Source organism: Larkinella sp., from assembly GCF_965227735.1.
Classification (GTDB): Bacteria; Bacteroidota; Bacteroidia; order Cytophagales; family Spirosomataceae; genus Larkinella.
In genome coordinates this window covers 2345076-2367658 of the sequence record NZ_OZ245776.1, presented here as the reverse complement: position 1 = coordinate 2367658, position 22583 = coordinate 2345076, and the positions used below count along the sequence as shown (strand labels likewise).

Below are 22583 nucleotides of genomic sequence, written 5' to 3'. Positions count from 1 at the left end.
ATGATTGGATTTAACCTTGAGCCAGTTCGGGAACTGGTCAAAATAGCCGACGCCGATTACATGAGTCACGCCCGGCCCAATGCCCTGCATCACAGGTCGGGCAGTCACGTTGACTCCGAAACCTTCGTCCGACTAATCAGAACCATCCTACAGGGGAAAGAATTAGTTGGGCTATTTGATGAATTTCGGCAGGAGTGCGAAGATTTCGTATCAGGCAACCTCCAGATGTACATTGACGACTACCGCATGAAGCACCCAGACGGCAGAAAAGAGTTTGACCCGTTCAGCGACATGTTCGACCGGTTCGTCCCGGATCACAACTATTCCTTTGTTAAGGATATTGGCCAATTTTCGGAACTGGTGCAACTGGCTGCGGCTTCTGAGTCGGAGGAGTTGCGCCATTGCCTGGAAGGGTATAACGCTTTCATTGCTCAGTGGTACGAAATCATCCACCGGTATCATGCATCATCCTTCTCACCGGATTACCGCGCCTGTGCCGCCGAGTTTCTTACCTATTACCGCCCCCGCCATGCTGACGCCGTTTGAGTATGATGTGTTGTATCTGCGCTGTTGTGTGTTTGCGGCAAAAGATACGCTGGAGCCGTTTGATACCCGGAAGTTGGCGGATAAGCTCGGAACGTCAATCAATGCCATCGCCCGCGCCGTTCGGTCGTTGAGATCGGGCGGCTACCTCGACCAACACCACAACCCGACACTGGCGGGTCGGCAGATGGTTAATGAGCCGCAGGTGTTCGCGGCCAAATTCAACACCTATCGAAGTAAATTCTTCTCAATTCAAAAAGTAGACAATTTATGAACACCACAAATCAGGTTTCCACATCGGAAGCGATAGATGAATTTCGAACACGCGTTTTCTGGCGCTGGAACGCATATCAGGAAGCATTGAAGGCGGGCGAACCCTTCGACAAGTCAGGGGATCCCGTTACGGTTAATGCGGGCGTAATCGCTCACGGTCTGGATTCGATTGATCTATTCCTGCGCGGTTATGTTACAGGCGAATACAAAAGTCTCTACCACACCAACACCCAATTACAACACCACGTCACCCTGTTTAAAAAGCTGGGCAAGTCCGATCAGACCGCCTACGAGGAGGTGTTCTGGCTGGTGATTGATGCGTGGAAGGATTTGATCGAACTCGAACTTTACGAGTTGGTGCCGGTACTTAAAACGGCCCTCGGTAAAATCACTACCAGGTTCTTTTCACAAGCCAGCCCGCTAAACTTTCCGGTAGACCCTGGATTGGAAGATGAGGCACAGGTAATGTTTGTGTATGGTTGGGAAATTAGCAGCCAGGAAATTGCCGAGCCGGAAAGTCCATTGGACTACGTGATCAAGCGTTATGATCCACATGCCTATGTCAATACCGGGAAAGAACGGAATCTGCCCTCCGAAGGATTGCGTCTCTGCTACTACCTGGACGACATCAGCCTGGCATTTCGTCGCTACCTGATGAACAAACGGGCAACGCTCCGTCACTTTAACGACTTGGTTGTTGAGACGAATAAACAGTTTCCGAGTGTCTCGACTGAGTATCTGGTCACGGCTATTGTGAACGAAGATATCCGCAAGTATCTGGCCAAGTACGAAGTCTGGGAGTTGATGCCCCGGCTTGATGAAGTATGGAATAAGATCAAAAAAAGGTTTGGTATTAATCAATAATTACTTCGACACATGGACAAGATTTCAAGATTAAAAGCAAGGGCGTTTATTTCGATGCTACGAACGAAAAAGCGAAAGTCGTGCTATCGGTTAACCTCTGCGGTGGTGGTGGGTATGACCAGAGAAGACAATAACTAACAGTGGGTAGTTGAAAAGGCGCTGGCCATTGACTGGTGCCTTTCTGTTTTTACTGTCGGGTATTCAATCAGCAGGGTAAAAGTAGTATTTGTACCAAGCAAAACACCCAACTGGTAGGATAAGGTCGTGAACTCCGTGCGATCGACCGGCGGAAAGTATAAATGTGCGCATCTTCCCTTTCAAATTAAACCCCATTATATTATGAATATGCCTAGCGGAAATACCATAGGAGGTCCGTTCTTTCCTATGGTCAAACACCCCTTAAAACTTGAACTCTGGTTTCGCAGAAAACATCCTCAATCTGAAGAGGGATCAATTCGGGCGAAACTGATACTTGACGGTCAAGGTTTTGGCCCCTTTTCTACCAGAATCCCAGCAAATTATTCAGTTTGGGCACGTCGAAAATCGGACCCAGATCAGGAGGAAGTGCAAGAATTGGTTAATCTGGTAAATACTTTTGAGTCACTTCTTAAAAAGGCTTACCAATACCTGTTGACTCAGCAGGAAAAAATCACCCCTGATCAGATCATAACCTATGCAAAGAAGTACCAGGTCGCAGAAAACCGATTACAGTTTCAATTATCTATCGCACGAGAGCCGCAGGACTTTCAACGAGCTTATGAAAGGTTTGCTTTGGCTACACAAGAGAGTCCTGTGTGCATTCCGATCCAACAAGCCTATCAGGAATATTATGCCCACCAAAAGCGGCAGATCAATGACGATTCTGGTCGCCATGTTGATCAGATCAGTACCTCAACCTGGTTATCCTACCCGAAAAGATGGCGGTTAATTAATGCCTATTTAATAAGCCTGAAGCAGCCTGATTTTCCAGTTGGCAAAGTTAACTATCCCTTTGTCACTAACTTAAAAGAATGGCTAACCTGTCAGCCGCAGGCTAATGGTATGCCTTATCGTCCCGCTACAATCAACAAGACTATCGCTTTCCTAAAAACGCTGATAACCTACGCCCAAAAGAAAGGCTTTGTAGAGGTTAATCCCATACTCTCCTTTAAGTGCCGGGGCGGATCGGTTGCTGATCCAAAGCCATTAACCAAACAGCAAATTAACCAGTTGGAAACCTGTGAATTGTCTCCAGTCCTGCGGCATTACTGCGATAGTTGGCTGGTGGCCGGAGAGTTATGCTTACATCATGCCGATTTTATGCGGTTACCAAAATTCCGGTTTAAGATGTTGGCTTCCGGTATTCGCATTGCCCAAAACAGCCGGGCCAAACAACAAGGGTCCAAGTTAATTCAAACCATTGACATTACCGATCGCGCGGAGCGTATCCTGGCGAAATATGGAGGGCCTGAAGGGTTATGTTATAAAAGTTCAGCGTATTACAGCAAGGTACTTAAAACGATTGCTCGCGTGGCAAATTTACGAAATGAAGAGGGGGAAGTAGTCCGTCTACAGTTCGGCATGGGGCGGGATACTGGATTGACTCAGCGGGTAATAAATGGGGCCACCAGTGTACAGCTTTCCAAGATTGCGGGATGGTCCAAGCCTGTCTATGCCAACCGTTACATCGGTGATGCCGAGGAAATTGTGTCATCCTATGTTAAGAATGCTCAGAGTCGAGTAATGTGACAATTCTCTTTTGGCTATATCCACAATGAAAGTTAAGACAGCAATGGCCCGGCAGAATATTACTAAAACGCCGTTTAAGACAAGTTGTCAATTAATTGCGTGAGCCGAGAATCCGAGATGTTGTGGTAGAGTACTGCCTGGACAAATACAATGCCTTTTACCATGCCTGTAAATGTCTGATTGAAATTCACGCTTGCAGCGCGGAGTATGACACAGAGAAAGAATCCGCGCAGGGATTGGTGAAAAAACTACAGGGTTACTTCGATGGATGGAAATAGTAACATCTGCCGGGAGCGGGTTAAGATGACGCTGTTTGATCACCTCAACGCCCCGACTTATTCGCAATCAGCGTATGCCGCCAATTGCATGGGGATCACTGAACGGGTACTTTTTAACCGGCTGGCAAAAGGCCCGGTAACGCGGGACGCCTACTTTCTGGAACGGGTCGGGGAGTCGAGTCTACCGGCATTCGTTACGCCCCCCGTTGACCAGGAGGAACGCGCGGCACTCCTGCGGATGACTGGGCTTGCCGGAATGTATTGCCGGGTCGGAACCACCAGTGCCGCAGATCCTTACGAGTCGCTTGGATTTGTTCGCACTGGGGCAACGTCAAAGGGGAATTACAGCTACACCCGGAAAGGCGTCGATTATCTGTCATTGCCGTATACGTTTCACTGCCTGGGGCTGGTGGTGAATCCGTCGTTTCTTCCGGCCGTCAGTAGGTACGAGATTGCGCCGGGGTTCGATTTGATCTATCCAATCAGCCGGGTTTTAGCAGGGCAAAATCCGGCATTTGATATACTTTACGATGTTCGCGGGCGTGAGTACCTGATCAATACCGCGAAGTCATACACTCAAAAGTGACGGGTAGTTAATGGGTGAAGTCGGGCAAGGGGTCGCGTTTTAAACGTGGCCCTTTCTTTTAAATGCAAGCGCAGGTCGATAGGGAAAGACACTAACAAACGATCTTCAATAATGTAGTATACAAAATAAGCAGCTATGGTAACCGGCTAAGAGGGGCAAGGGTCAGGATGCAATTTGAGGCATACCTGTCAATATCCGGCAAATTATTACAGGGTATGCACTTAAGTGTCCCATCTATAGTAGAAGGCTTCCAAAAATACACTTCAGAGCCAGCGACAAAAAGCATGCCTATTTTAGCTTCAAAAAAAAACACAAGCAGGAGATATAAATGAACCTATCGAATTAGTTGTAGTGTGCTTTCTGTTTTCAACTCTTGTTTTAAGTTATGTTTATAAAAACACAGAATTTATAAACGGTACTGATCTAATTCTAATTATAGGATATTTCTTGGTAGGTATAATATTAATTCTATGTCTCCGATTAGCGAATTTTGCTTACATTGAGCCACTGATTTAAAATTGAAACTTTTAGCTGTCGCCTTTTTTCTATAGTTAATGTAAAATGCTTAGAACGATTGGAGTACTAGCCACCAATTTTATTGGTGTTATATCAGGGGTTCTTGGAATATATCAAGCAGGGAATCTTTACTGGAAATCATGGATAAAAATCCCCGAAACCGCCATCGCTGTCGTCTTTGTATGCCTGATAGCTGTCTATTATTTCATAATGTATGTGTTCAGGTCCGCTACAATGGAGAAAAAGACTCGTTATGCAGATGCGCTGAGTAGTATAAATGGAGGCTTAGAGGTGTTAAACGCGGTTAACCGCCTGCATGGCCCAATCGAAAGAGAACTTGACCCAAACTCGAAACAGCAGGTGCTTACCCATTTTGAAGGACTCTGTGATTCTTTTGCTGACGCATTTAAATTAATAACCAGTTCAGAATGTGCGGTGTCGATAAAGATACTTGAAAAGATTCGTGATGAAAATAATGAAAGTCAGTTAGTAGTTAGGACTTTATGTAGAAGCAGAAACTCTTCAGGTCGAAGAAATAAAGATAACTACGCAAAGACAAAAAATATCCACCACACCTTAAATTCTAACACTGCTTACAGGGACGCGCTGGGAAGCCCACACGGATATTATTTCAATAATTATTTGCCGTTTGATTATGAATACAATAGCACGAATTTTGATGTAGAGAACAAAAGGCCTCATCGTACCAATCCTATTTTGAGGTGGCATAATTGGCCATTATCCTACAAAAGTGGGATTGTCACTTCAATCATGCCTGCTGATGGTATTGGTATCCATGATTTACCACAATCAAGTATTGGCTTTTTATGTGTTGATAGTACACAGATGGGGGTATTTCATCGGAAATATGACTTAAATATATTGCAAGGGGCGAGTAAGGCCATCTTCAACTCCTTGGAGCGATTCAAAAACATTTTGTAGTATTTGTCGTTAGAACTTTTACATTTGCATTAAATTTTATCCTTATGATGTCGCTTTTTGAAATTGTCCGAGGGTTACTATCGTCACCCAGTCATCCGGGAACTAAGATACTGGAGATCAGGGCATTGGCTGGAGATAAATTCATGATCTCCATTGATCGAGACGGCGAAATTGTCAATAAGGAAATTACAGCCTTTACTGCCGAAGAGGTTGAGCAGATCGATGAACTACAAGAAGCAGCATATCATTGACTCCTCCTACTCATAGGCGGAGAGGCTGATCACCAATCCGAATACAAATACATCCCACTTACCGTCACCTTATCCGCCTGCGCTTCAATTTCCCGTTCCACCGCATCCGGCACATTGGCCAGCAGATTATACCCTGTCAACCGCTCAATCTCATCGACACTGACCCGGTAATCACTCCAGGGCTTTTCGCCGAAGGCGTTGGTATTCGGGATGAATACGGCAATAACCCGCGTCTGAGCGTTGATCCGGTTGAGGTCGTCACTTCCTACCGGTAGGACGACGATCACCTTCCAGAGCGCAGAGGGAACGGTGACTTTGCCGCCCGCGATACTTTCGGCTTGCCCATTGTCACCGATACCACCCTTGCCGTACGTTCCCGCAATGATATACGCTTCGTTGCCGTCGGCGATGAGCTTCCGGGTGTAGCCTTCCAACAGGTTCCAGCTTTCGCGGTTATGGCGGGGAGCCTGGGGAACGATGTTCGTCATGAAAAACGTGGTGCGGTTTTCCTCCGCCGTTGAGTCCCGGTCATCCGACGAGCAGAGGTGGCCACGGTCAAAACCGCTGAGGGTATAATCATCATGCCGTATCTGATACCAACCGGCCGGCAAGGTCAGATCTGGAATAAAGTTACCGGAATAGCGGGTTGCCGAACCCTTCCAGGCGGCCGACAGATGCCACGAACACCAGTTGGCAATGCCAGCGCTGCGGTTATAGCTGAGGGCATAGGTGGACCGCTCGATGAGGTAATTGTTCTCCTGGCTGGCGTTTGCGTTGCTGGGATTACCCAAAGCGAGATTAGCGTCCCGGGTGGGCATGGACGTGTCCGGGCCGGGCTGATCGGCTTTCTTGCAGGAGGCCGGAGCCAGAAGAAAGAAAACGGCAGAGAGGAGGTAAACGGCGATGCGGCTCATAGGCGTGTGGATGGATCGACAAAATAAGCAGATCCGCGATTTAATTCTCTTGCCCGTCGTGAGAATTACCCTACAGCCTTATCTTCGTTTCATGGAAAGTTATTCAAAATCCTTTCTCGCTCACGGCGTAGCCTGCGAGTTAGCCGTTGAAGTCTCCGAAAAGGATTGTCGCATCCTGGCTCTTGTATCCGGCATTCCGATTCACGATGTCAAGCACATTCCTGTCAGCGAACTGGAGGGAGCGTTGCTGACAGCCGAAAGGATTGCCGAACAGGAAGCCGAGAAACAGCAACCCTTGGGATCTGAGGTGGCATCAGTGGTGAAGCTATTGTTGAGGCTTGGGTATACAAAGCAGTTGTAAAGGATAATTAAGGGCAGTCAACGGGTTTGTTTTTCGGACGGTTTTCTTGACTAAATAACAATAAGAAGAAATTGCATTTCTCCCATAGCGGTCGTGTAACTAACTTTATGTTAATTAAGAAGCCATTGTTCTGTATCAGCATACTCTAATCGGACATGCTTAATTACAATTACCCCGGCCTTCGGATTAGAGATCGGATAAGGGTTGATTTCAGAATCTATAATTAGATGCATGTGGTCTTTACCTTCTTTTATACCCTGTAGGTACAGAATCAGGTCATCAATCCCTTGCTCGTCTGCTACTATCTCAATCTGCTCTTCAGCTTCTGTGTACCCTATAAATGAAAGCATATTTCTGTTGTATAATCAAATCTTATGTTGCCCAAATTACCAAAAAAGTTATTGGCATTCAAATGAGTCCAAAAAACGTGGATTTGTTGACAATTGACTGAAACTTTGAATTATAAAGTGTTGGTATTCAGAACTGAAAAGCAACTCATTCTACAAATCAAAGTCCGAAAATAGGTCCGGTTGACGAGTTATAGAACGTCGGTTTACTGGACTTTCCCAGTTGACGGTTGAGTCAGTTTCAGAAAGGACCTCTTTGCCCATTGGTGTACAGAAGCTATCGCGGGTACAGACCAATTTACTCCCGTTCCATAATCGCCCGAATCTGACGATACATTGCATTCTCCTTGTCGCCCCCGGCGAGTTCCAGCAGTAAAGTCAGCACCTGTTTGTAATCGTCCCGGTGCAGGGCCATAAAGGCGGTTCCCACTTCCAGACCGGTTCCGCTGGGTCCGGAAGCCACGACGGGCTTTTCATTGATCAGGACGTAGGCGGCAACTTTCCGCATCACCTCCGCCATGAGAGAAGCCCGTACATTCAGGGATGCCGGGCGTTTCATGGCACGACTGCTATCCCGAACCTCGAAAACCGTTGCTTTGATGATCATGGCAATTACGCGGCCTGGCGCATTGGGGTGGTGTAATCTTCAACCGGGGCTTCGATAATCGCCAGCCGACTCGTGGTGATGGCCTCATCGCGGTCGGCAGCGGATTTGTACTTTATGGCGCCAATCATCTGGCTATCGTCACCGTAATGCAGGTTGAAGCAATGTTTGTCGATGTCCCAGCGGATGAAGTTGTCGGTGTGCGCAGCCGCCCGCTTGACCATGCGGATGCAGCGGTGGCAGGCGTCCTTACTATTCAGGAGTTCACTGTTCATCAGGGGTTGGTGGTTCGGGGTCATTAATCGCACCTGATAATAGCCTGGGTCTTTGGCATTTTCGATGATAAAATACATAGGGGTATTGTTTATAAGTTAAGCTGCTTTGAGAATTTCTTTCCAGTTGGTTGTGGGTGCTTCCGATTTATATTGCTGTTTCGTGAGCCAGTCGGGTTCTGGTTCCTTAACCGGTATGCGGTCGGCGTAAAACACCAGATCGCGCCCAAACTTGAGCCGCAGCCGGTCAAACACCTTTTCCAGTCTGCTCCGGCGGGGGTCTGGCGTCTCTACGAATAGCTTCAACTGCTGACTGGTGTCCGTGCTCAATCCCGAGAGCATCACCCCGACCTTGTGATAATCGTACCCAGGGGTATACAGGTGGCTCAGAACGCTGGCGGCACACCGGAAAAGTACCTCGTTTTCGTTGGTCGCAAATGGCAGGCTGAACGTCAGGCTATTGCTGAATTGGGGTTTGTGTTTTGCAAATCGATTGGTATTGATGAACACCGTCATCAGGGCGGCTTTGGAGTGTTGGTGCCGGAGCTTTTCGCCCGCTTTGATGACATGCCGCATCAGGGCCTTGGTCATTGTTTCAAGGTCGGTGACGACCCGGCCAAAGCTGGGAGCCACCATGATCGCTTTTTTGGGCTTGATCTCCAATTGCAGCGGTCTACAGACTTCACCTCGCAGCTCATAGGCTAGCCGCAGGCCTTGCACAGTCAGATTTTTCTGAATCCATCCGTCGGGAAGGCCGATAAGCTGGAATGCATTTTCAACCCCAATAGCGTTGAGCTTCTTTTCCCCGCTGTAACCAATGCCCCACAGATCGCCGACTTTTATCTCACTCAGCACCGAATGGGTCTGATCCGGTTCACTGAGCGCAAACACCCCGTCGTATTCTTCTTTTCGTTTGGCAATATGGGTGGCTACTTTCGCCAGTGATTTTGTCTTAGCAATACCGATCGATACATGCAGCCGCAGCCACCGGAAGATGGTATCCTTGACCTTCCGCGCCAGTTCAATCACCTCTTTAAGTTCAGCCTTGATCTCTCCGAATCCTTCGTCAATACTATAGAGTTCGACGGCTGGAATAAAGCGACGCAGGATGTTCATAACCCGCGTGGAAAAATCGCCGTATAACTGATACTTGCTTGAAAAGACGATCAATTTACCCGAAGTCACCAGGTGCTTGATTTCGTGGAATACGGCCCCCATTGGTATGCCCATCGCCTTAGCGGCTACACTTCTTGCAATGACATTTCCATCGTTGTTAGAAAGTACCGCAACCGCTTTACCCCGCAGCGCCGGATTGACCGATACGTGGCAACTGGGGTAGAAGTTGTTGACATCGATGTGTATTTTCCAGACCTCCTCGTTCATAGTTCGTCCTGAGTAGGCTGGTAGGGCGGGAAAAACACAAAGGTCACTACACCAAAGAATTGAAAATCACCGTCCTCGTGACAAAAGATCGGTGGATATGACGGGTGCGAAGCATGCAGAACGGCGATATGGTCGAGCAATTGAATGCGCCGGATTCGGTACCCGCCATCAGCCCAGGCCATAATCAGGGTACCGGATACAACGTCCCGGCTGGCATCGACAATCAGCCGGTCACCCGCCCGGATGCGGTCCCCCTCCATGCTATCGGTGGTCATCTGGGCATAGTACGTAGCATCCCGGTTGGTCACCACGAGTTCATTCAGGTCACAGGCTCGTTTGAAATCCTGATTGGCCGGAGATGCGAAGCCGGTGGTCGGTTGAAAGCCCAGAAATTGCTCGTCCCAGGCGCGGGAATCAAGCAAAATGATCTCATCGGGTATAAGTAGGTCATCGACAGTCATGTTTACAGAGTTGCTTATAATGCAACTATAACACAATTGTTACCATTTTGTCAACTTATATCACATAAATATATTATAAACCTGAGATAACGGTATGGTACTGCCCGGTTTTTGCCTATCTTCGGGGATACAATCTATGTTCACAGAGTGTTGAATCACCCCGGTTTCGATGGAGCCGGGGTATTTTGTTTTTGTAACTTTTTGTTACATTGTGGTGACATGGACACCAAACGCCGGATGTGGCTCCGTCTCAAGCTCGGCCACGCCACCGTAGAAGAATTTGATCAGGAAGTTAGCCGGATTGGGGCGATCCGGATCGATGGCGAAGCCCTGGTGTTTGCGTCCAGCCTGGAAGACCGCACGATTGAAGTCTACATTGACGACGTGCCGTTCCGGTACATGAAGGAGTTGGTCGGCAAGCATGTAAACGGGGCGGATCTGGTGAGAAGGGCTTTCCCTTTACCGCACTCCCCGCCTGGCGACCAACACTAAAGTCCATGTGCCGACCACTCCGATAAAAACCCAGATTACACGGTTGATGCGCTTTTCCATCGGCTTCCAGGCGTTACTGCGGGCCTGTAAATCTTTCTGAACACTCGCCTGTACCGGATCGTAATAATGGGTTGTGTCCGTCGGTGGAATCGTATCGGGCCGGGCGAAAGCGAGCGCCGAGTAAAGCAGCAGGGTTTTCATACTGCTTAGACGCTCCGGGGCTGGTAAAGTCACTCCGGTTGGTGGATGCGGGAGTCGAAACGGTGACGAAAGTGACGAAAGTGAGGGCTGAAAAAGACTTTATTTTTTTTTCATGCGGGAGTTACCCCATTTTGTAGGTTTTGTAGGGTAGTCGTACTACGTATTTGAGAAAATAAAAAGTAACCTTGGCTTACCTTTTAAAAGTGATCCTGGCGTACATTTAGACCGACGCCCGTTTATGCAGCCTCTGCACTTGCATCGCGTGAAACTCTTTCCCGGTTGAGGTCACAAACCCGTCACGGTTCAATTGCTCCTCTATCTCAGCAAACGTCTTGCCATGACTCCGCAGATAGGCTACCATTGCCGACGCAATGTGATTGTTAAAAGCCTTTGGCTTACTTGCCTGACCTCTCATAGCCCACAAAGCGTAGAATGAGGGAACTGATCTTTGCGATTATGCAGCAATTTTCATACGAACCTTTACTTTTAAATCATCAATAGAAAGTCTTTTCTTTTCTATTGCTTCTAAAATTATTTGCTTTGAGTCCTTAACGGTGATGCGTTTAAATGTAGCCTCTTGGTCTGTAATATGCTTTGCTATTATTCCTAACTTTGAATAGGTTAACTGACTTAAATCCCTATGTATATTTACGAGCTCTTTTACAGGTGTTTCACCTTTCGTAGTTTCAATCTGTATACTGTTTTCGCTCAAATATGTTTCCTTTAAGATAACAATATCGATTGTGTCAAGCTGGTCTTGATTTGAGATTATAGCCAGAATTGCTTCTTTTACTTCACTTTCATCTTCAATTCTCCAAACTGAAAGAGTATTATTTTGTGTCCTTAAACAACTTGATATTGCATCTGCTGGGGTGTCAATATCAATATTTTGCTTCTTATTATACCACTTTGACCTGGCAATTTTTCGAACTAGGAGGGACATATCTCACTTTTTAAATCTTCAATTACCTGTTTCAAATATGCCCCCAGCCAGCCTGGTTGTTCTTGAACATTTTGAAGAGTAATTAGGCTTTGCTTAGAGCCCCAATTCTCCAAAACTCTTATCCCGCTTTCTTTGACTTCCATGTCATTGTGTGACAAAGCCGCTAACGCTAATGATATTCCATGTGGACTTGCTTGCTCTTCTGTGAAAGTTGAAATTATTCTCAGAACCCCAATTATTATTTGAGTGTCTTTAAAATTTTCTACAAATATTTGGGAGAGCCAAGTATTTGTAACAAAAGAGTTTAGAGAATATTGTTCTTTAGCAATAATTTCGCTCATGGAGGTATACCCGTACTCAAAATGCTCTTCACGAATACATTTCAATAATTTTGAAGTGAATGTGTTTTTTATATGGAGCATCCTTTTATTATTTATGTCATTTTCATCAATTAAAGGGTCCGGTGGCTGTTTAGTTTTATCACTTCCGGAATAGGAGCCTTGCCAACTTTCAAGAGTATTTGAGTTTACTTCTGAAAGTGGACTATTGTCATTAATTTCTTCTTCAACTTCGTCTACCGTACTGCTAGGGGATTCCGCTAAACTAAAAATCGAAGGATAAAAATACCTCTGACTAAACGCATTGAGATCGGGCTTAGTAGCTATTCTTTTCTTTCTTATCTTTTGTGTCGAGTATGTCATTTCTTTTTCATTTAAGACTATCTATCACATCATTTAGAACAACGTTTTGCCAGCCTTGTGCTTCATGACAAAACGATTGTATACTATCAAAATTAAATCTAGGTGTTGTATTTCCGTGAAATGTATTGGTGTCTATCTGTAAACGCATTTTGTCCAATGAAGTAACCGAACCATCTGGGTGTTTAAAAAAGCCAGGAATTCTAGATATCTCCACCAGCACATTTACTATCTCTGGAATATTATTTACTGTTTTATTAACCCTTGCTACAGTCCTTGTGCCCCATTCAACAGGGTCGTTTTCTTCAAAGAACTTTATCGGATTGATCGACTTAACATAAAGCTTTGAAAGCTTTTCGCTTGGCAAATCTTCCAAATAATACATAGTAACTAAAGCAAGCCTGCTAGGTAGCATACCCATCTTGTCAGAAAACACCCTTGCCATAAAAATTACATTTTCACAAAATTGCCTTAATTCACCAATATTAGACCCGGATTGATCTTTAGCATTCTGTTCAATGTCAATTCTTTGACTACCAAAATCAATGGAAAGCCCACTTGGTGAGGTCATACGTAATTTTGTCTCGGAACCGAATGGCGTCATTTCCTGGTAGGGTTCGGGTAGCAAATGCAAACTTTCCAATTCTCTTAGAAAATAGGAAATGTTAGTGGCATCATATCTTATGCCGATAGCTGAGCTAAAAATAGAAACTTGATATTTTATAATTGCTCCAATCATCTCGATTCTAGTTCGAACAACGCATTCATACTTGTTTATGAAAAGTAGTTCAAACTACGGGAAAGGTCTTTAAACTTTCAACTTCAAAATCATATTATTTTTTAACGGAGGACGTAGGATTAGATGTGCGAGGATAAAAAGTGCCTCAGATCTATCCTAAAGTTATTTTACACTTGAATTCAATTCAGTCAAAGATTTACTTATTTTATTCAATCGCATCACTTGGGTGGGTTGAAACAGTTTACCTGTTGCCGTTTTGAATCCCGCCCGGTTCAATTCCTCCGCAATAGACGCATATGTCTTGCCTTGTCCACGGAGCATTGATACCATTGCCGACGCCCGCCGGTTGTTTTCATTATCTGCTGCCTGTTCGTGGGACATGCGTGCGCCAATCAGTCCGGCCGCTGCCTTCTTCGGGTTGTGGCCCCGCAGCCTCCATTCACCAACCTTCAAACGTTTCTGATCGAGAGCCTGTTTTGTCCGGATGCCGATTAGCTCCCGTTCGCGGTCAGCGATAGCCATAAAAAGTGTCAGGGTGAATTTATCTAGATTCGGAATGTCGCATGACTCCAGACGTTCACTTAATTCCCGGTAAATCCAAAGAGCTTGCTCAGTATTCCGGCTTAACCGGTCAATCTTTGCCACCACCAGCGTAGCGCCTTCTGCCTTACATTGCTTAATAGCTTTCATCAGTTCAGGACGCCGTGTAATAGTTTTACCGCTTCGGACGTCGGTGTACTCGGCTATAATTTCACTCGTGCCGTAGAAGTGGCTTACATAAGCCTGCTGGGCTTCCAGACCTAAGCCTGACTCTCCTTGCTTTTTGGTCGATACCCTGTAGTAGACGACGTACTTTTTATCTGTAGTAGCGGGTAGTGCAGGAGTGGATTTCTTCGTCATTATATGCGGTGATTGGTATCCAAAAGATACCAAAATTAGGCGAATATTACAAACCCATAACGAGCGTAATGAACTTGTAATATGCCTGTATATCAATTGTATATACGGTTTTTGTATTGCAAATGTCTATACGAATCGCTATCTTTAGTGACAATCAAAAGATGATGTAAGTAGTATGGAAAACAGCCAGTTACTAGTTCGCCTTAGTGCTAAATCAAAACGCGCCTTCTCGGCCATGTGTCAGGACCGTGAAATATCGATGTCAGACGCAGTGAGGGATTTTATTACCAATTCGGTAAGAAATTACAAACGGAGCAAGGGGAAAGTGGCAGGAGATGAGGAGTAAACCGGGGCGAAGTGTAAACCAAAGTGTAAACCAACAAAAAAGCACTTGCCGATTTGACTCGCAAGTGCTTGATAATCAATGTGGGAGTTGACGGGTTCGAACCGCCGACCCTCTGCTTGTAAGGCAGATGCTCTGAACCAGCTGAGCTAAACTCCCTTTTTTGTGTTTCCCGGCGACTCATTCGCGTCGTTTGGGAGTGCAAATATAGTGGCTTTAAAAGGCATTCTGCAAGCATTCCACTAAAAAAAATCAACTTATTTTACAACCAATTCATCGTCAGGGCTTTTGAATCGACATTCGGGATGCTGATTGACACGTTCGGCACCCGGTTTATTCGAAGGTCAGATACAGCGTTACCGTGTGGGTGCGCAGTTTCTGAATGCCGATGTTGGCCGCATTGCCCTGCACCGGTTCGAAGAGGTTGACCAGGCCGTGTGAAAACCGGATCTCGGGGGCAAATTTGAAAAATTCGAAAAACTGCTCGAAACCAACCCCGTATTCAACCGTCAGATCCCGGTTTTTGGTCAGCAACCGGCTCGAACCGGCCACCTCGCGCCGACGGACGTTGGTTTCGATCCCGAGCGAACCTCCGCCCACGACGTACATCCGCGAGTTCATCCGCCGTTTGGATTTGTATTTCAGCAAAACCGGAAACTCCAGCCAGGTCGATTCGCGCACCTCTTTTTTGCCGGTCCCACCCGGATACTTGTATTCGACCGAGCGGGAGTAGAGCGACACCGCGGGCGTCACCCGCACATCGAAATGTTCGCTCAGGATGGTGTTCATCACAAAACCGACCCGAAAACCGACTTTACTGGGCGAGTAGAGCTGGTGGGCCGAATCAGCACTGACGTAGGCGTCGCTGTATTTGATGTTGAAACGGGTGACGGGAGCCGCAAACAGAAAACCGTACCGGATGGTCTTGTCGTCGTAGCCTTCCAAATGAATCCGGCGGTATTTCATCGATGACTGGGCCTGAAGATTCGGACTCAGCATCGCCAGCAGCAAACCGAGGGCTATACTTTTTTTCCGGTGTAAATAGAACAAATGCCAAATGTAAGTGGTATCCATCGTGTTTGCGTAAAGCCTGCCTGTTCAAGAACCCGGATAAAGTCGGGGCCGTCCGGAAACGCCTGCATCGACTCGGGCAGGTACGTATAGGCCGAAGCGTCTTTCGACACTAGCCGGCCAATCAACGGCAGGAAACGATTCGTATAAAAACTAAAAAATTGCTTGAAAGGAAATTTGCGCGGCTTCGAAAATTCCAGCACCAGGCAGGTGCCGCCCGACCGCGTTACGCGGTGCATGTCGGTTAGCCCTTTGAGTAGATTTTCAAAATTGCGTACACCAAACGAAACGATGACGGCGTCGAAAACATTGTCTGCAAACGGTAATCTTTCCGAATCGCCGGAGCGAAGTTCAATTTTATCCTCGTGCCCGAGTTTGCGGATTTTCTCCCGCCCAAACGACAGCATGCCTTCCGAAATATCGACCCCGATGATTTTGTCGGGGTTGAGTTTCAGGGCCTCGATGGCAAAGTCGCCCGTGCCGGTGGCAATGTCGAGCAGCATTTTGGGTTTCTCGGGTTGCAGGAGCCGGATCGCCTTTTTCCGCCACACAATGTCGATACCGGCACTGAGGAGGTGGTTGAGTAAATCGTATTTCGGCGAAATTGAGTCGAACATCTCTTCGACCTGCTCGCGCTTGCTGGTATTTTTGTCTTTATACGGAACGACTGACATAAAAGCTGGATGGCTAAAATGGCTAAGAATGGTTGGATGGCTAAGGGTGGTTTTTATGGTTATAATGGTTTTCAAGGTTAGATGGTTTTTATGGTTGTAAAGGGTTGGGTGACTTTAACCATGCAGTCGTAAATGTCATCCTAAGCCATCCGGCTATTTATAACCATTCAACCATTTACAGCCATTCAACCATTTATAACCATCGAACCATTTACAACCATTCAACCCTACTTAACCCTCTAACCATGAAAACCATATTTCACAAAGGTACGTGCCCTTGGTTAGAAAGTTTGTGATTACCTCACAGATTGCGTAGTTTTCGAGGACTATTTCTTCCCTGCATTGTTATGAATCGTTCTGACTTTTTGAAAACATCGGCCCTCGCCGGTGCTGCGGTGGTCACCCGTCCGTTGATCACACTGGCGCAACAATCGACCTACCGCACGGCCCTGGTTGGCGCTGGCTGGTGGGGCAACAACATCCTGCGCTGCGCCATGCAGTCCGGACAGTCGAAACTGGTGGCGCTGTGTGATGTGGACCAGCGGCAGCTGACGAAAACCGCCGAAGAATTTTCCAAACTGACCAGTGACAAACCCAAAATCTACCGGGATTTTCGGGAGATGCTGTCCCGCGAAAAACCCGAGATCGTGATTGTGGCCACGCCCGACCACTGGCACCCGCTCATTGCCATCGAAGCCATGAAACAGGGCGCTCACGTGTACGTGGAAAAACCGGTTGGCCACACGATCAACGAAGGCCGGGCCATGGTGAAAACCGCCCGGCAAACCGGCAAGGTCTGCCAGGTGGGAACGCACCGGCGGGTTTCTCCGCACAATGTTTCCGGGATGGAATTCCTGAAATCGGGGAAAGCCGGTAAAATTGGCATGGCCCGCGCCTTCGTGCATTACGCCGGTGGAGCAGGGCAGAAAGTCGCCGACGAGGAGGCTCCCAAAGAACTGGACTGGAATTTCTGGTGCGGTCCGGCTCCGTTGCGGGCCTACAACCGTACGATGCACCCGCGCGGTTTCCGGAATTACCTGGATTATGCCAACGGAACCCTGGGCGACTGGGGCATTCACTGGATGGACCAGATTTTGTGGTGGACGGAAGAGAAGTACCCGAAAAAAGTCTTTTCGACCGGTGGGCGGGCCATTAAACAGGACAATACCGACGCTCCCGACCACCAGGTGACCAGTTTTGAGTTTGAAGATTTTACGGCGGTTTGGGAACACCGGACCTTTGCCGGGAACAATGCCGAAAAAACGCATCCGCAGCAGGCCGTGGGTGTGTATTTTTACGGCACCGAAGGTACTTTTCACATGGGCTGGATGGACGGCTGGACGTTCTACCCGGCAGATTCGAAAAAACCGGTGATTCACCAGGATGCGCAGCTCAACAAACCGGACGACCAGAATATTGCCCAGCTCTGGGACGATTTTCTGAAAGCCATCAAAACGAAAAGTCTGCCGACCTGTGACATCGAAATTGGCCACCGGTCTACCAACATGGCCCTGCTGGGAATGTTGTCGTATAAACTGGGCCGTAGTGTGGAATGGGATGGGGAAAAAGAAGTGATCAAGGGCGATGCCGAAGCCAATAAACTGCTGAGCCGCGAATACAGGGGTGAGTGGAAATATCCGGTGTAAGTCTGTGGGTATGCAAACAGCTTACCCCTTAATCCGGTTATAGTAGAAGTAAGCTGTTACTATTCATGTCCGACTCAACCGATTCCTCTGGCGATTTCGACCAGGCCACCGCTGGCCGGACAACACTTCGTTATCTGGCCCGTGCCATACATACCGAACACCCCTCCGATGAGCCTTTTGTGCTCAACAACGCGGAGCGCCACGCCCTGTACCGGATCAAAGGTGCCACGATGCTGGTCTCATCGGCTCTGGTGGTGTTCGGGATCTGGGTCGTTTACCTGCCCCATACGCTCTGGGCGAGTTGGTTTGCAAAAACCCATACGGCCTTCGGCGACTGGCCTTTGATTAGTGTCCTGTTTGCGGTTTTGGTACTTTACCTGGTTCTGCATGCGTTGCTGCTGGTCTATACCGGGGCGGTTCGTCTCATCGCAATGACGTGTCAGTTTCCGCGTTTTCATGATCTGTCATTTACCCGCCACATCAACCAACTGGCCGAGAACAGTCCTCCGCGGGGCCTGTTCCGGCTCCGGATGAGCCCGCGGCCCCTGCTGCCGTGGACGCTGTCCGGGTATTTGATAACGGTTTTTTTACTGGCTTTTGCCTGCAACGGCCTGGTTCAATGGATGCTCCGGCTGGGCAGTGAACGGGCCATTACGCCCATCGTGACCATTTCAACCAGCACCCTGGTTGCGGCTGTCTGGATTAGCTGGGCCACCTATCGAATTCTGCAACAGGCTCAACTCCGGGTAATGGCTCCGTTGACCATCCGGCAGTTTACCAACGAACTTGTCGAGGAGTTTGGCCGCGAACCAGCTTTTCGGCAATTGCTCCCCGGCGTTTTACAGTTCGCAGCGGTTGCTGTCCGGCCCGAAAATTACGCCCATCTGCTGCTCCGGGAAGCCGTTATGTCCCGGTTTTCCATTGATGCCGATCTGGAAAAGGCTGGCAGAAACGAATCTTTTCCCGAACAACTGGCGACATGCTCTGATGCTGTCCGGCACGGATTGGAACGGCTTTTTGTTTTCACAATTCTCATCGACGGCCACCTGTCGTCGCTGGAGCGAAACCGGCTTCGGCAGTTGCAAAAGGCGGGTTTTCTGACGACATCCGAAGCTGAACTGGAATCTCTTCGCAAAAACTTCGTGCGCGGGGAGGGGTTGTGGGTGTAATTTTGGAAATTGGACCGTAAACCCATTTTCCATGAAATCCTTCCTATTCCTTTGCTTTCTGGCTTTTGCCACCCTTTCTTTCGCACAAAACCGCCCCAAACCACCCGTTTCCATCATTCTGGATACTGACATCGGCCCCGACTACGACGACGTGGGTGCGATGGCGGTTTTGCACGCCCTGGCCGACCGGGGAGAAGCCCGGCCGCTGGCGGTTATTGCATCCAATAAACACGAGCTGGTGGTGCCAGTCATCGACGTCTTGAATACTTACTTCGGTCGGCCGAACCTGCCGACGGGCGTTACAAAGGGGCCGGGTGTGGTGGATGGCGCGTGGCAGAAGTGGCCCGAGATGCTCGTGGCGACGTATCCGCACAAAATCCGTTCGAGTGACGACGCGCCCGATGCCGTGACGACGTATCGGCAGCTTCTCGCCAAACAGCCCAACGGAAGCGTGACCATCGTGACCGTCGGTTTTCTGACCAACATGGCCAATTTGCTGGACTCCAAACCGGATCGGTTTTCGAAACTGGGTGGAAAAGAACTGGTGAAACAGAAAGTAAAGGAGCTGGTGTCGATGGCTGGCGCGTTTCCGAAAGGCCGGGAATTCAACGTGTATAAAGATTCGGTGGCGTCTGAAAAAGCTTTTGCCAACTGGCCTACGCCGGTTATTTTCAGCGGATTCGAGATCGGGAAAGAGATCAAAACCGGTCCGCGTCTGGTGGCCAACCCGTCCCTGAAAAGTCCGGTGAAGGATGTTTTTACACTCTGTATGCCGAAAGCCAGGCAGGACAACGACGGGCGCATGAGCTGGGATCAGACGGCGGTTCTGGTGGCCGTTCGGGGTGTCGAACCGTACTATGGACTGAAACGGGGGCGGTTTTTGATCACTGGTGGCAACAATTCCTGGCAGGACGACCCGAATGGGCCGCATTACTACCTAACCGAAAAAATGCCGGTGCCGCAGGTGACTGAAGAAATCGAAACGCTGATGATGCACCAGCCGGGGAAGAAGTAAGTCAGTAGACGATAGACAATAGACAATAGACGGTACGGTTGGTCGTGAGTTGGACTTTTTTGTGATTCAGGTCTGGAAAAATAGCATGATGTTTGCTACATTTGATGTACCCAACCGTATGACCAGACATGTTCAGACAACTTTTTACCCACCTTGCTGGCCGGGTTCAGCTTCAAATAACCCGGTTTGGAATCAAAGAATGGATTTTGCTGATCTATTTCTTCGTTCAACCCCTCATTTGGCAACAATGCATCGACGGTTTTGACTATGCCTGGCATTTGCTTCAGATCGCCAGTTTGTTTGCCACGGCCGACATCGCCGAACACCTCATTGGGCTCTTTCAGGGTCAGGTGGAAAGACGGCAGTTGATGACCCGCATCAAAGAGTGGGGGTTGATCATTTCGGCCGCAGCCTTCCTGATTTTGTTGGTAGAAAGCGTTATAATCGGGTTATAATTTCACCCCAACCCCCTAAAGGGGCTTTTGTAGACTTGTTGAAAGCCCCTTTAGGGGGTTGGGGTAAACGATTATAAAAATTACCGGCCAGCGTCTCCCATCGTCGTTTTCTTCAACGGTATTTTCTGGTCACGCATGGCCGCATGGTACACAAACGACGCGACAATCGTAGAGGCCTGTTTCAGGTCGTCGGCGATCAGGTGGTCGTAGGTATCCATGTTCGTGTGGTGCGTGCGGGTGCTGTATTCGATGCCATCCTGGATAAAGCCAAAACCGGCCAGTCCTGCCCGATCGAACGACACGTGGTCGGTGCCTCCGCTGCTTTTGGGCGCAATGGTCGTGGCTCCCAAGTCGTGGAATGGCTCCAGCCATTTGGCAAAAATCGGACCCGCAGCGGTGTTGTTTTGCAGGTAAATCCCCCGGATTTTGCCGGTTCCGTTGTCGACGTTGAAATAAGCGGCCAGTTGCTCGCCTTCCTTCGTAAGTTTGTTCGTAGCCGGATCGACAAAGTGTTTTGTGACGTAATTCTTTGAACCGTGTAAGCCCTGCTCTTCTCCGCTCCAGAGGGCAATCCGAATGGTACGACGCGGTTTCAGGCCCAGCGTTTTCAGAATCCGGACGGCTTCCATCATCACCGAACAACCGGCGGCATTGTCGGTCGCGCCCGTGGCGGCATGCCACGAATCGAGGTGGGCGCCGAGCATCACCACTTCGTCTTTCAGTTTGGGGTCCGACCCCGGTATTTCGGCAATCACGTTGTAGCCTTTGGTGTCGGTCGTATAGAATTTGGTTTTGACATCAAGTTCGAGTTTGATCGGCACACCCGCCTTGGCCATCCGGCTCAGCGACAGATAATCTTCCACCGAAATCGTGAGGTCGGCCAGCTCGTCGTGGGCAATCCCGGTGGCCGCATTGGCAAAATCGCCACTGACAAACAGCGTCCCGTCTTTGCTGAGCTGGCTGGTGTTCAGAATGGCCAGCGCACCGCCCTGTTTGGCGAGTTTGCGCATTTTCTGGTTGAACGCGTTGCGGGTTCGCATGGCCGCAATCAGGCTGCGGTACGACGAGTCGCGGGCGACCGATTCGTCTTTGGCCATTTTTTCCAGATCACTTTCCGTAAACCGTCTGGCATCAGCGTTAAAGGAAGGGCTGATGACGAACGGCTGGTGGAGTAGGATGACTTTATTTTTGAGCTTGTTGCGGTAGCCTTCCAGCGCCGTGGTGTCCGACTCATCGATGTACAGCACGTCGGCCTGCTGCATTTTTTCCGTTCCTCCGCTCCACGCCCTCGGCACAGCGATGATGGTTTTGTAATAGGGAGCCGTCATAGCGATGTAGCTGCGCTCGATCTCCCAGCCTTTGCCCCATTCGCCCCAGGATTCGAGTTTGGCGTTTTGCAGTCCCCATTCCGCCAGTTTGTTTTTCGACCAGTTGGCGGCTTTCATAAAACCGGGGCCCTGCAAACGCGGGCCGTTGACATCCGTCAGGTAAAAGGCGGTTTCCATGACTTTGGAACGCGTCAACCCCTCTTCCCGTATTTTTTTTACCACTGCTAAATCCGGTTTGTCATCCTGCTGGGCAACGGATGCGAGGGAGAAACTGGTCAGGAAGCTAAGCAGTAACAGTCGCCTTTTCATACATAAAAACGTTTAGGTTGTGTTACTAAAGTACAAATTTGGAAAACTACTATCTATTTTAACCGGCTGATTGTTTGTTAATTACAATCAGATCTGTGAATAGGTATAGGTTTACGGGAATGGAAGTCAACCGAATCGGATGAGCCATTCAGCCAATGATTTTATCGGTCATCCCTACGGGACTTTAAAACTACCCCGGTTCAAACCGGGGCTACAAAATGATTCATCCCTCCGGGATCATTAAATCCAACAAATCCCGGAGGGATGAATCATTTTG

27 protein-coding genes and 1 tRNA gene are annotated in these 22583 nt (G+C 48.4%); 13 read left to right on the top strand and 15 right to left on the bottom strand.

Annotated elements, in window-relative coordinates; all coding sequences use genetic code 11:
- The 7 genes from ACO064_RS09140 to ACO064_RS09110 all read left to right on the top strand — a co-directional run bounded on the left by ACO064_RS09140 (window position 1) and on the right by ACO064_RS09110 (window position 5981).
- Window positions 1-546 (top strand): hypothetical protein, encoded by a 546-nt coding sequence (locus ACO064_RS09140; protein WP_421827077.1) that lies wholly within the window; start codon window positions 1-3, stop codon window positions 544-546.
- Entirely contained in the window at window positions 530-817 is a 288-nt protein-coding gene (locus ACO064_RS09135) for a hypothetical protein (RefSeq protein ID WP_421827076.1), read from the top strand. Before ACO064_RS09140 ends, ACO064_RS09135 begins: the two co-directional genes overlap by 17 nt.
- On the top strand, window positions 814-1680 hold the full coding sequence (locus ACO064_RS09130; RefSeq protein ID WP_421827075.1) for a hypothetical protein: 867 nt from the start codon (window positions 814-816) through the stop codon (window positions 1678-1680). Before ACO064_RS09135 ends, ACO064_RS09130 begins: the two co-directional genes overlap by 4 nt.
- Before the next feature lie 339 nt (window positions 1681-2019).
- The gene (locus tag ACO064_RS09125) at window positions 2020-3408 is read left to right on the top strand and encodes a phage integrase SAM-like domain-containing protein (RefSeq protein WP_421827074.1); all 1389 of its coding nucleotides are present in this window, start codon (window positions 2020-2022) and stop codon (window positions 3406-3408) included.
- 264 nt (window positions 3409-3672) lie between these two features.
- Window positions 3673-4272: a hypothetical protein gene (locus tag ACO064_RS09120; RefSeq protein WP_421827073.1), complete on the top strand. Its 600-nt coding sequence runs from the start codon at window positions 3673-3675 to the stop codon at window positions 4270-4272.
- A 561-nt stretch (window positions 4273-4833) separates the two neighbouring features.
- The gene (locus tag ACO064_RS09115; protein WP_421827072.1) at window positions 4834-5730 is read left to right on the top strand and encodes a hypothetical protein; all 897 of its coding nucleotides are present in this window, start codon (window positions 4834-4836) and stop codon (window positions 5728-5730) included.
- 44 nt (window positions 5731-5774) lie between these two features.
- Complete coding sequence (locus tag ACO064_RS09110) at window positions 5775-5981, top strand: hypothetical protein (RefSeq protein ID WP_421827071.1); 207 nt, start codon at window positions 5775-5777, stop codon at window positions 5979-5981.
- A gap of 29 nt (window positions 5982-6010) precedes the next feature.
- Here ACO064_RS09110 and ACO064_RS09105 read toward each other — a convergent pair whose 3' ends face one another.
- Complete coding sequence (locus ACO064_RS09105) at window positions 6011-6895, bottom strand: DNA/RNA non-specific endonuclease (protein ID WP_421827070.1); 885 nt, start codon at window positions 6893-6895, stop codon at window positions 6011-6013.
- Here ACO064_RS09105 and ACO064_RS09100 point away from each other — a divergent pair.
- Window positions 6885-7256, top strand: coding sequence for a hypothetical protein (locus tag ACO064_RS09100; RefSeq protein ID WP_421827069.1), 372 nt, complete (start codon window positions 6885-6887; stop codon window positions 7254-7256). The genes ACO064_RS09105 and ACO064_RS09100 overlap by 11 nt on opposite strands.
- A gap of 110 nt (window positions 7257-7366) precedes the next feature.
- Here the strand turns inward: ACO064_RS09100 and ACO064_RS09095 are convergent, their stop codons facing one another.
- The 5 genes from ACO064_RS09095 to ACO064_RS09075 all read right to left on the bottom strand — a co-directional run bounded on the left by ACO064_RS09095 (window position 7367) and on the right by ACO064_RS09075 (window position 10284).
- The gene (locus ACO064_RS09095; protein ID WP_421827068.1) at window positions 7367-7606 is read right to left on the bottom strand and encodes a hypothetical protein; all 240 of its coding nucleotides are present in this window, start codon (window positions 7604-7606) and stop codon (window positions 7367-7369) included.
- A gap of 295 nt (window positions 7607-7901) precedes the next feature.
- Window positions 7902-8210, bottom strand: coding sequence for a hypothetical protein (locus ACO064_RS09090; RefSeq protein WP_421827067.1), 309 nt, complete (start codon window positions 8208-8210; stop codon window positions 7902-7904).
- 5 nt (window positions 8211-8215) lie between these two features.
- Window positions 8216-8560, bottom strand: coding sequence for a DUF1508 domain-containing protein (locus ACO064_RS09085; protein ID WP_421827066.1), 345 nt, complete (start codon window positions 8558-8560; stop codon window positions 8216-8218).
- A gap of 18 nt (window positions 8561-8578) precedes the next feature.
- Window positions 8579-9862 carry a Y-family DNA polymerase gene (locus tag ACO064_RS09080; RefSeq protein ID WP_421827065.1) on the bottom strand — a complete coding sequence of 428 codons (1284 nt, stop codon included), beginning with the start codon at window positions 9860-9862 and terminating at the stop codon, window positions 8579-8581.
- Window positions 9859-10284: a S24 family peptidase gene (locus tag ACO064_RS09075; protein ID WP_421827064.1), complete on the bottom strand. Its 426-nt coding sequence runs from the start codon at window positions 10282-10284 to the stop codon at window positions 9859-9861. The genes ACO064_RS09080 and ACO064_RS09075 overlap by 4 nt, the downstream gene beginning before the upstream one ends.
- Before the next feature lie 258 nt (window positions 10285-10542).
- Between ACO064_RS09075 and ACO064_RS09070 the strand changes: the two genes are divergently transcribed.
- Window positions 10543-10815, top strand: a complete 273-nt coding sequence (locus ACO064_RS09070; RefSeq protein ID WP_421827063.1) for a hypothetical protein — start codon at window positions 10543-10545, stop codon at window positions 10813-10815.
- On the opposite strand, the gene ACO064_RS09065 is transcribed toward ACO064_RS09070, so the two are convergent.
- From ACO064_RS09065 to ubiE, 8 genes are all read right to left on the bottom strand, one after another.
- Window positions 10783-11016, bottom strand: coding sequence for a hypothetical protein (locus ACO064_RS09065; protein ID WP_421827062.1), 234 nt, complete (start codon window positions 11014-11016; stop codon window positions 10783-10785). The two genes, ACO064_RS09070 and ACO064_RS09065, sit on opposite strands and share 33 nt — an antisense overlap.
- Before the next feature lie 454 nt (window positions 11017-11470).
- Window positions 11471-11959 (bottom strand): hypothetical protein, encoded by a 489-nt coding sequence (locus tag ACO064_RS09060; RefSeq protein ID WP_421827061.1) that lies wholly within the window; start codon window positions 11957-11959, stop codon window positions 11471-11473.
- Window positions 11947-12660: a hypothetical protein gene (locus ACO064_RS09055; RefSeq protein WP_421827060.1), complete on the bottom strand. Its 714-nt coding sequence runs from the start codon at window positions 12658-12660 to the stop codon at window positions 11947-11949. Before ACO064_RS09055 ends, ACO064_RS09060 begins: the two co-directional genes overlap by 13 nt.
- A 7-nt stretch (window positions 12661-12667) precedes the next feature.
- Window positions 12668-13396: a hypothetical protein gene (locus tag ACO064_RS09050; protein ID WP_421827059.1), complete on the bottom strand. Its 729-nt coding sequence runs from the start codon at window positions 13394-13396 to the stop codon at window positions 12668-12670.
- A gap of 162 nt (window positions 13397-13558) precedes the next feature.
- The gene (locus tag ACO064_RS09045) at window positions 13559-14296 is read right to left on the bottom strand and encodes a recombinase family protein (RefSeq protein WP_421827058.1); all 738 of its coding nucleotides are present in this window, start codon (window positions 14294-14296) and stop codon (window positions 13559-13561) included.
- 427 nt (window positions 14297-14723) lie between these two features.
- Window positions 14724-14798, bottom strand: a tRNA-Val gene (locus ACO064_RS09040).
- Between the two features lie 174 nt (window positions 14799-14972).
- Window positions 14973-15713 (bottom strand): porin family protein, encoded by a 741-nt coding sequence (locus ACO064_RS09035; RefSeq protein WP_421827057.1) that lies wholly within the window; start codon window positions 15711-15713, stop codon window positions 14973-14975.
- Window positions 15659-16384 (bottom strand): bifunctional demethylmenaquinone methyltransferase/2-methoxy-6-polyprenyl-1,4-benzoquinol methylase UbiE, encoded by a 726-nt coding sequence (gene ubiE / locus ACO064_RS09030; RefSeq protein WP_421827056.1) that lies wholly within the window; start codon window positions 16382-16384, stop codon window positions 15659-15661. The genes ACO064_RS09035 and ubiE overlap by 55 nt, the downstream gene beginning before the upstream one ends.
- A gap of 347 nt (window positions 16385-16731) precedes the next feature.
- Between ubiE and ACO064_RS09025 the strand changes: the two genes are divergently transcribed.
- The 4 genes from ACO064_RS09025 (at window position 16732) to ACO064_RS09010 (ending at window position 20669) form a co-directional block, all read left to right on the top strand.
- Window positions 16732-18030 carry a Gfo/Idh/MocA family protein gene (locus ACO064_RS09025; RefSeq protein WP_421827055.1) on the top strand — a complete coding sequence of 433 codons (1299 nt, stop codon included), beginning with the start codon at window positions 16732-16734 and terminating at the stop codon, window positions 18028-18030.
- Between the two features lie 65 nt (window positions 18031-18095).
- Window positions 18096-19199: an LBF_2804 family protein gene (locus tag ACO064_RS09020; RefSeq protein ID WP_421827054.1), complete on the top strand. Its 1104-nt coding sequence runs from the start codon at window positions 18096-18098 to the stop codon at window positions 19197-19199.
- 31 nt (window positions 19200-19230) lie between these two features.
- Window positions 19231-20214, top strand: a complete 984-nt coding sequence (locus tag ACO064_RS09015; protein ID WP_421827053.1) for a nucleoside hydrolase — start codon at window positions 19231-19233, stop codon at window positions 20212-20214.
- Window positions 20215-20342: 128 nt separating this feature from the next.
- Window positions 20343-20669: a hypothetical protein gene (locus tag ACO064_RS09010; RefSeq protein ID WP_421827052.1), complete on the top strand. Its 327-nt coding sequence runs from the start codon at window positions 20343-20345 to the stop codon at window positions 20667-20669.
- Between the two features lie 80 nt (window positions 20670-20749).
- Here the strand turns inward: ACO064_RS09010 and ACO064_RS09005 are convergent, their stop codons facing one another.
- The gene (locus ACO064_RS09005) at window positions 20750-22306 is read right to left on the bottom strand and encodes a M28 family metallopeptidase (protein WP_421827051.1); all 1557 of its coding nucleotides are present in this window, start codon (window positions 22304-22306) and stop codon (window positions 20750-20752) included.
- Between the last annotated feature and the right edge of the window lie 277 nt (window positions 22307-22583).

Bases quoted from the DNA above. Each gene is read 5' to 3' on its own strand.
- ACO064_RS09140 (WP_421827077.1), top strand. From the start codon at position 1: ATGATTGGATTTAACCTTGAGCCAGTTCGGGAACTGGTCAAAATAGCC.
- ACO064_RS09135 (WP_421827076.1), top strand. From the start codon at position 530: ATGCTGACGCCGTTTGAGTATGATGTGTTGTATCTGCGCTGTTGTGTG.
- ACO064_RS09130 (WP_421827075.1), top strand. From the start codon at position 814: ATGAACACCACAAATCAGGTTTCCACATCGGAAGCGATAGATGAATTT.
- ACO064_RS09125 (WP_421827074.1), top strand. From the start codon at position 2,020: ATGAATATGCCTAGCGGAAATACCATAGGAGGTCCGTTCTTTCCTATG.
- ACO064_RS09120 (WP_421827073.1), top strand. From the start codon at position 3,673: ATGGATGGAAATAGTAACATCTGCCGGGAGCGGGTTAAGATGACGCTG.
- ACO064_RS09115 (WP_421827072.1), top strand. From the start codon at position 4,834: ATGCTTAGAACGATTGGAGTACTAGCCACCAATTTTATTGGTGTTATA.
- ACO064_RS09110 (WP_421827071.1), top strand. From the start codon at position 5,775: ATGATGTCGCTTTTTGAAATTGTCCGAGGGTTACTATCGTCACCCAGT.
- ACO064_RS09100 (WP_421827069.1), top strand. From the start codon at position 6,885: ATGCGGCTCATAGGCGTGTGGATGGATCGACAAAATAAGCAGATCCGC.
- ACO064_RS09105 (WP_421827070.1), bottom strand. From the start codon at position 6,895: ATGAGCCGCATCGCCGTTTACCTCCTCTCTGCCGTTTTCTTTCTTCTG.
- ACO064_RS09095 (WP_421827068.1), bottom strand. From the start codon at position 7,606: ATGCTTTCATTTATAGGGTACACAGAAGCTGAAGAGCAGATTGAGATA.
- ACO064_RS09090 (WP_421827067.1), bottom strand. From the start codon at position 8,210: ATGATCATCAAAGCAACGGTTTTCGAGGTTCGGGATAGCAGTCGTGCC.
- ACO064_RS09085 (WP_421827066.1), bottom strand. From the start codon at position 8,560: ATGTATTTTATCATCGAAAATGCCAAAGACCCAGGCTATTATCAGGTG.
- ACO064_RS09080 (WP_421827065.1), bottom strand. From the start codon at position 9,862: ATGAACGAGGAGGTCTGGAAAATACACATCGATGTCAACAACTTCTAC.
- ACO064_RS09070 (WP_421827063.1), top strand. From the start codon at position 10,543: ATGGACACCAAACGCCGGATGTGGCTCCGTCTCAAGCTCGGCCACGCC.
- ACO064_RS09065 (WP_421827062.1), bottom strand. From the start codon at position 11,016: ATGAAAACCCTGCTGCTTTACTCGGCGCTCGCTTTCGCCCGGCCCGAT.
- ACO064_RS09060 (WP_421827061.1), bottom strand. From the start codon at position 11,959: ATGTCCCTCCTAGTTCGAAAAATTGCCAGGTCAAAGTGGTATAATAAG.
- ACO064_RS09055 (WP_421827060.1), bottom strand. From the start codon at position 12,660: ATGACATACTCGACACAAAAGATAAGAAAGAAAAGAATAGCTACTAAG.
- ACO064_RS09050 (WP_421827059.1), bottom strand. From the start codon at position 13,396: ATGATTGGAGCAATTATAAAATATCAAGTTTCTATTTTTAGCTCAGCT.
- ACO064_RS09045 (WP_421827058.1), bottom strand. From the start codon at position 14,296: ATGACGAAGAAATCCACTCCTGCACTACCCGCTACTACAGATAAAAAG.
- ACO064_RS09035 (WP_421827057.1), bottom strand. From the start codon at position 15,713: ATGGATACCACTTACATTTGGCATTTGTTCTATTTACACCGGAAAAAA.
- ubiE (WP_421827056.1), bottom strand. From the start codon at position 16,384: ATGTCAGTCGTTCCGTATAAAGACAAAAATACCAGCAAGCGCGAGCAG.
- ACO064_RS09025 (WP_421827055.1), top strand. From the start codon at position 16,732: ATGAATCGTTCTGACTTTTTGAAAACATCGGCCCTCGCCGGTGCTGCG.
- ACO064_RS09020 (WP_421827054.1), top strand. From the start codon at position 18,096: ATGTCCGACTCAACCGATTCCTCTGGCGATTTCGACCAGGCCACCGCT.
- ACO064_RS09015 (WP_421827053.1), top strand. From the start codon at position 19,231: ATGAAATCCTTCCTATTCCTTTGCTTTCTGGCTTTTGCCACCCTTTCT.
- ACO064_RS09010 (WP_421827052.1), top strand. From the start codon at position 20,343: ATGTTCAGACAACTTTTTACCCACCTTGCTGGCCGGGTTCAGCTTCAA.
- ACO064_RS09005 (WP_421827051.1), bottom strand. From the start codon at position 22,306: ATGAAAAGGCGACTGTTACTGCTTAGCTTCCTGACCAGTTTCTCCCTC.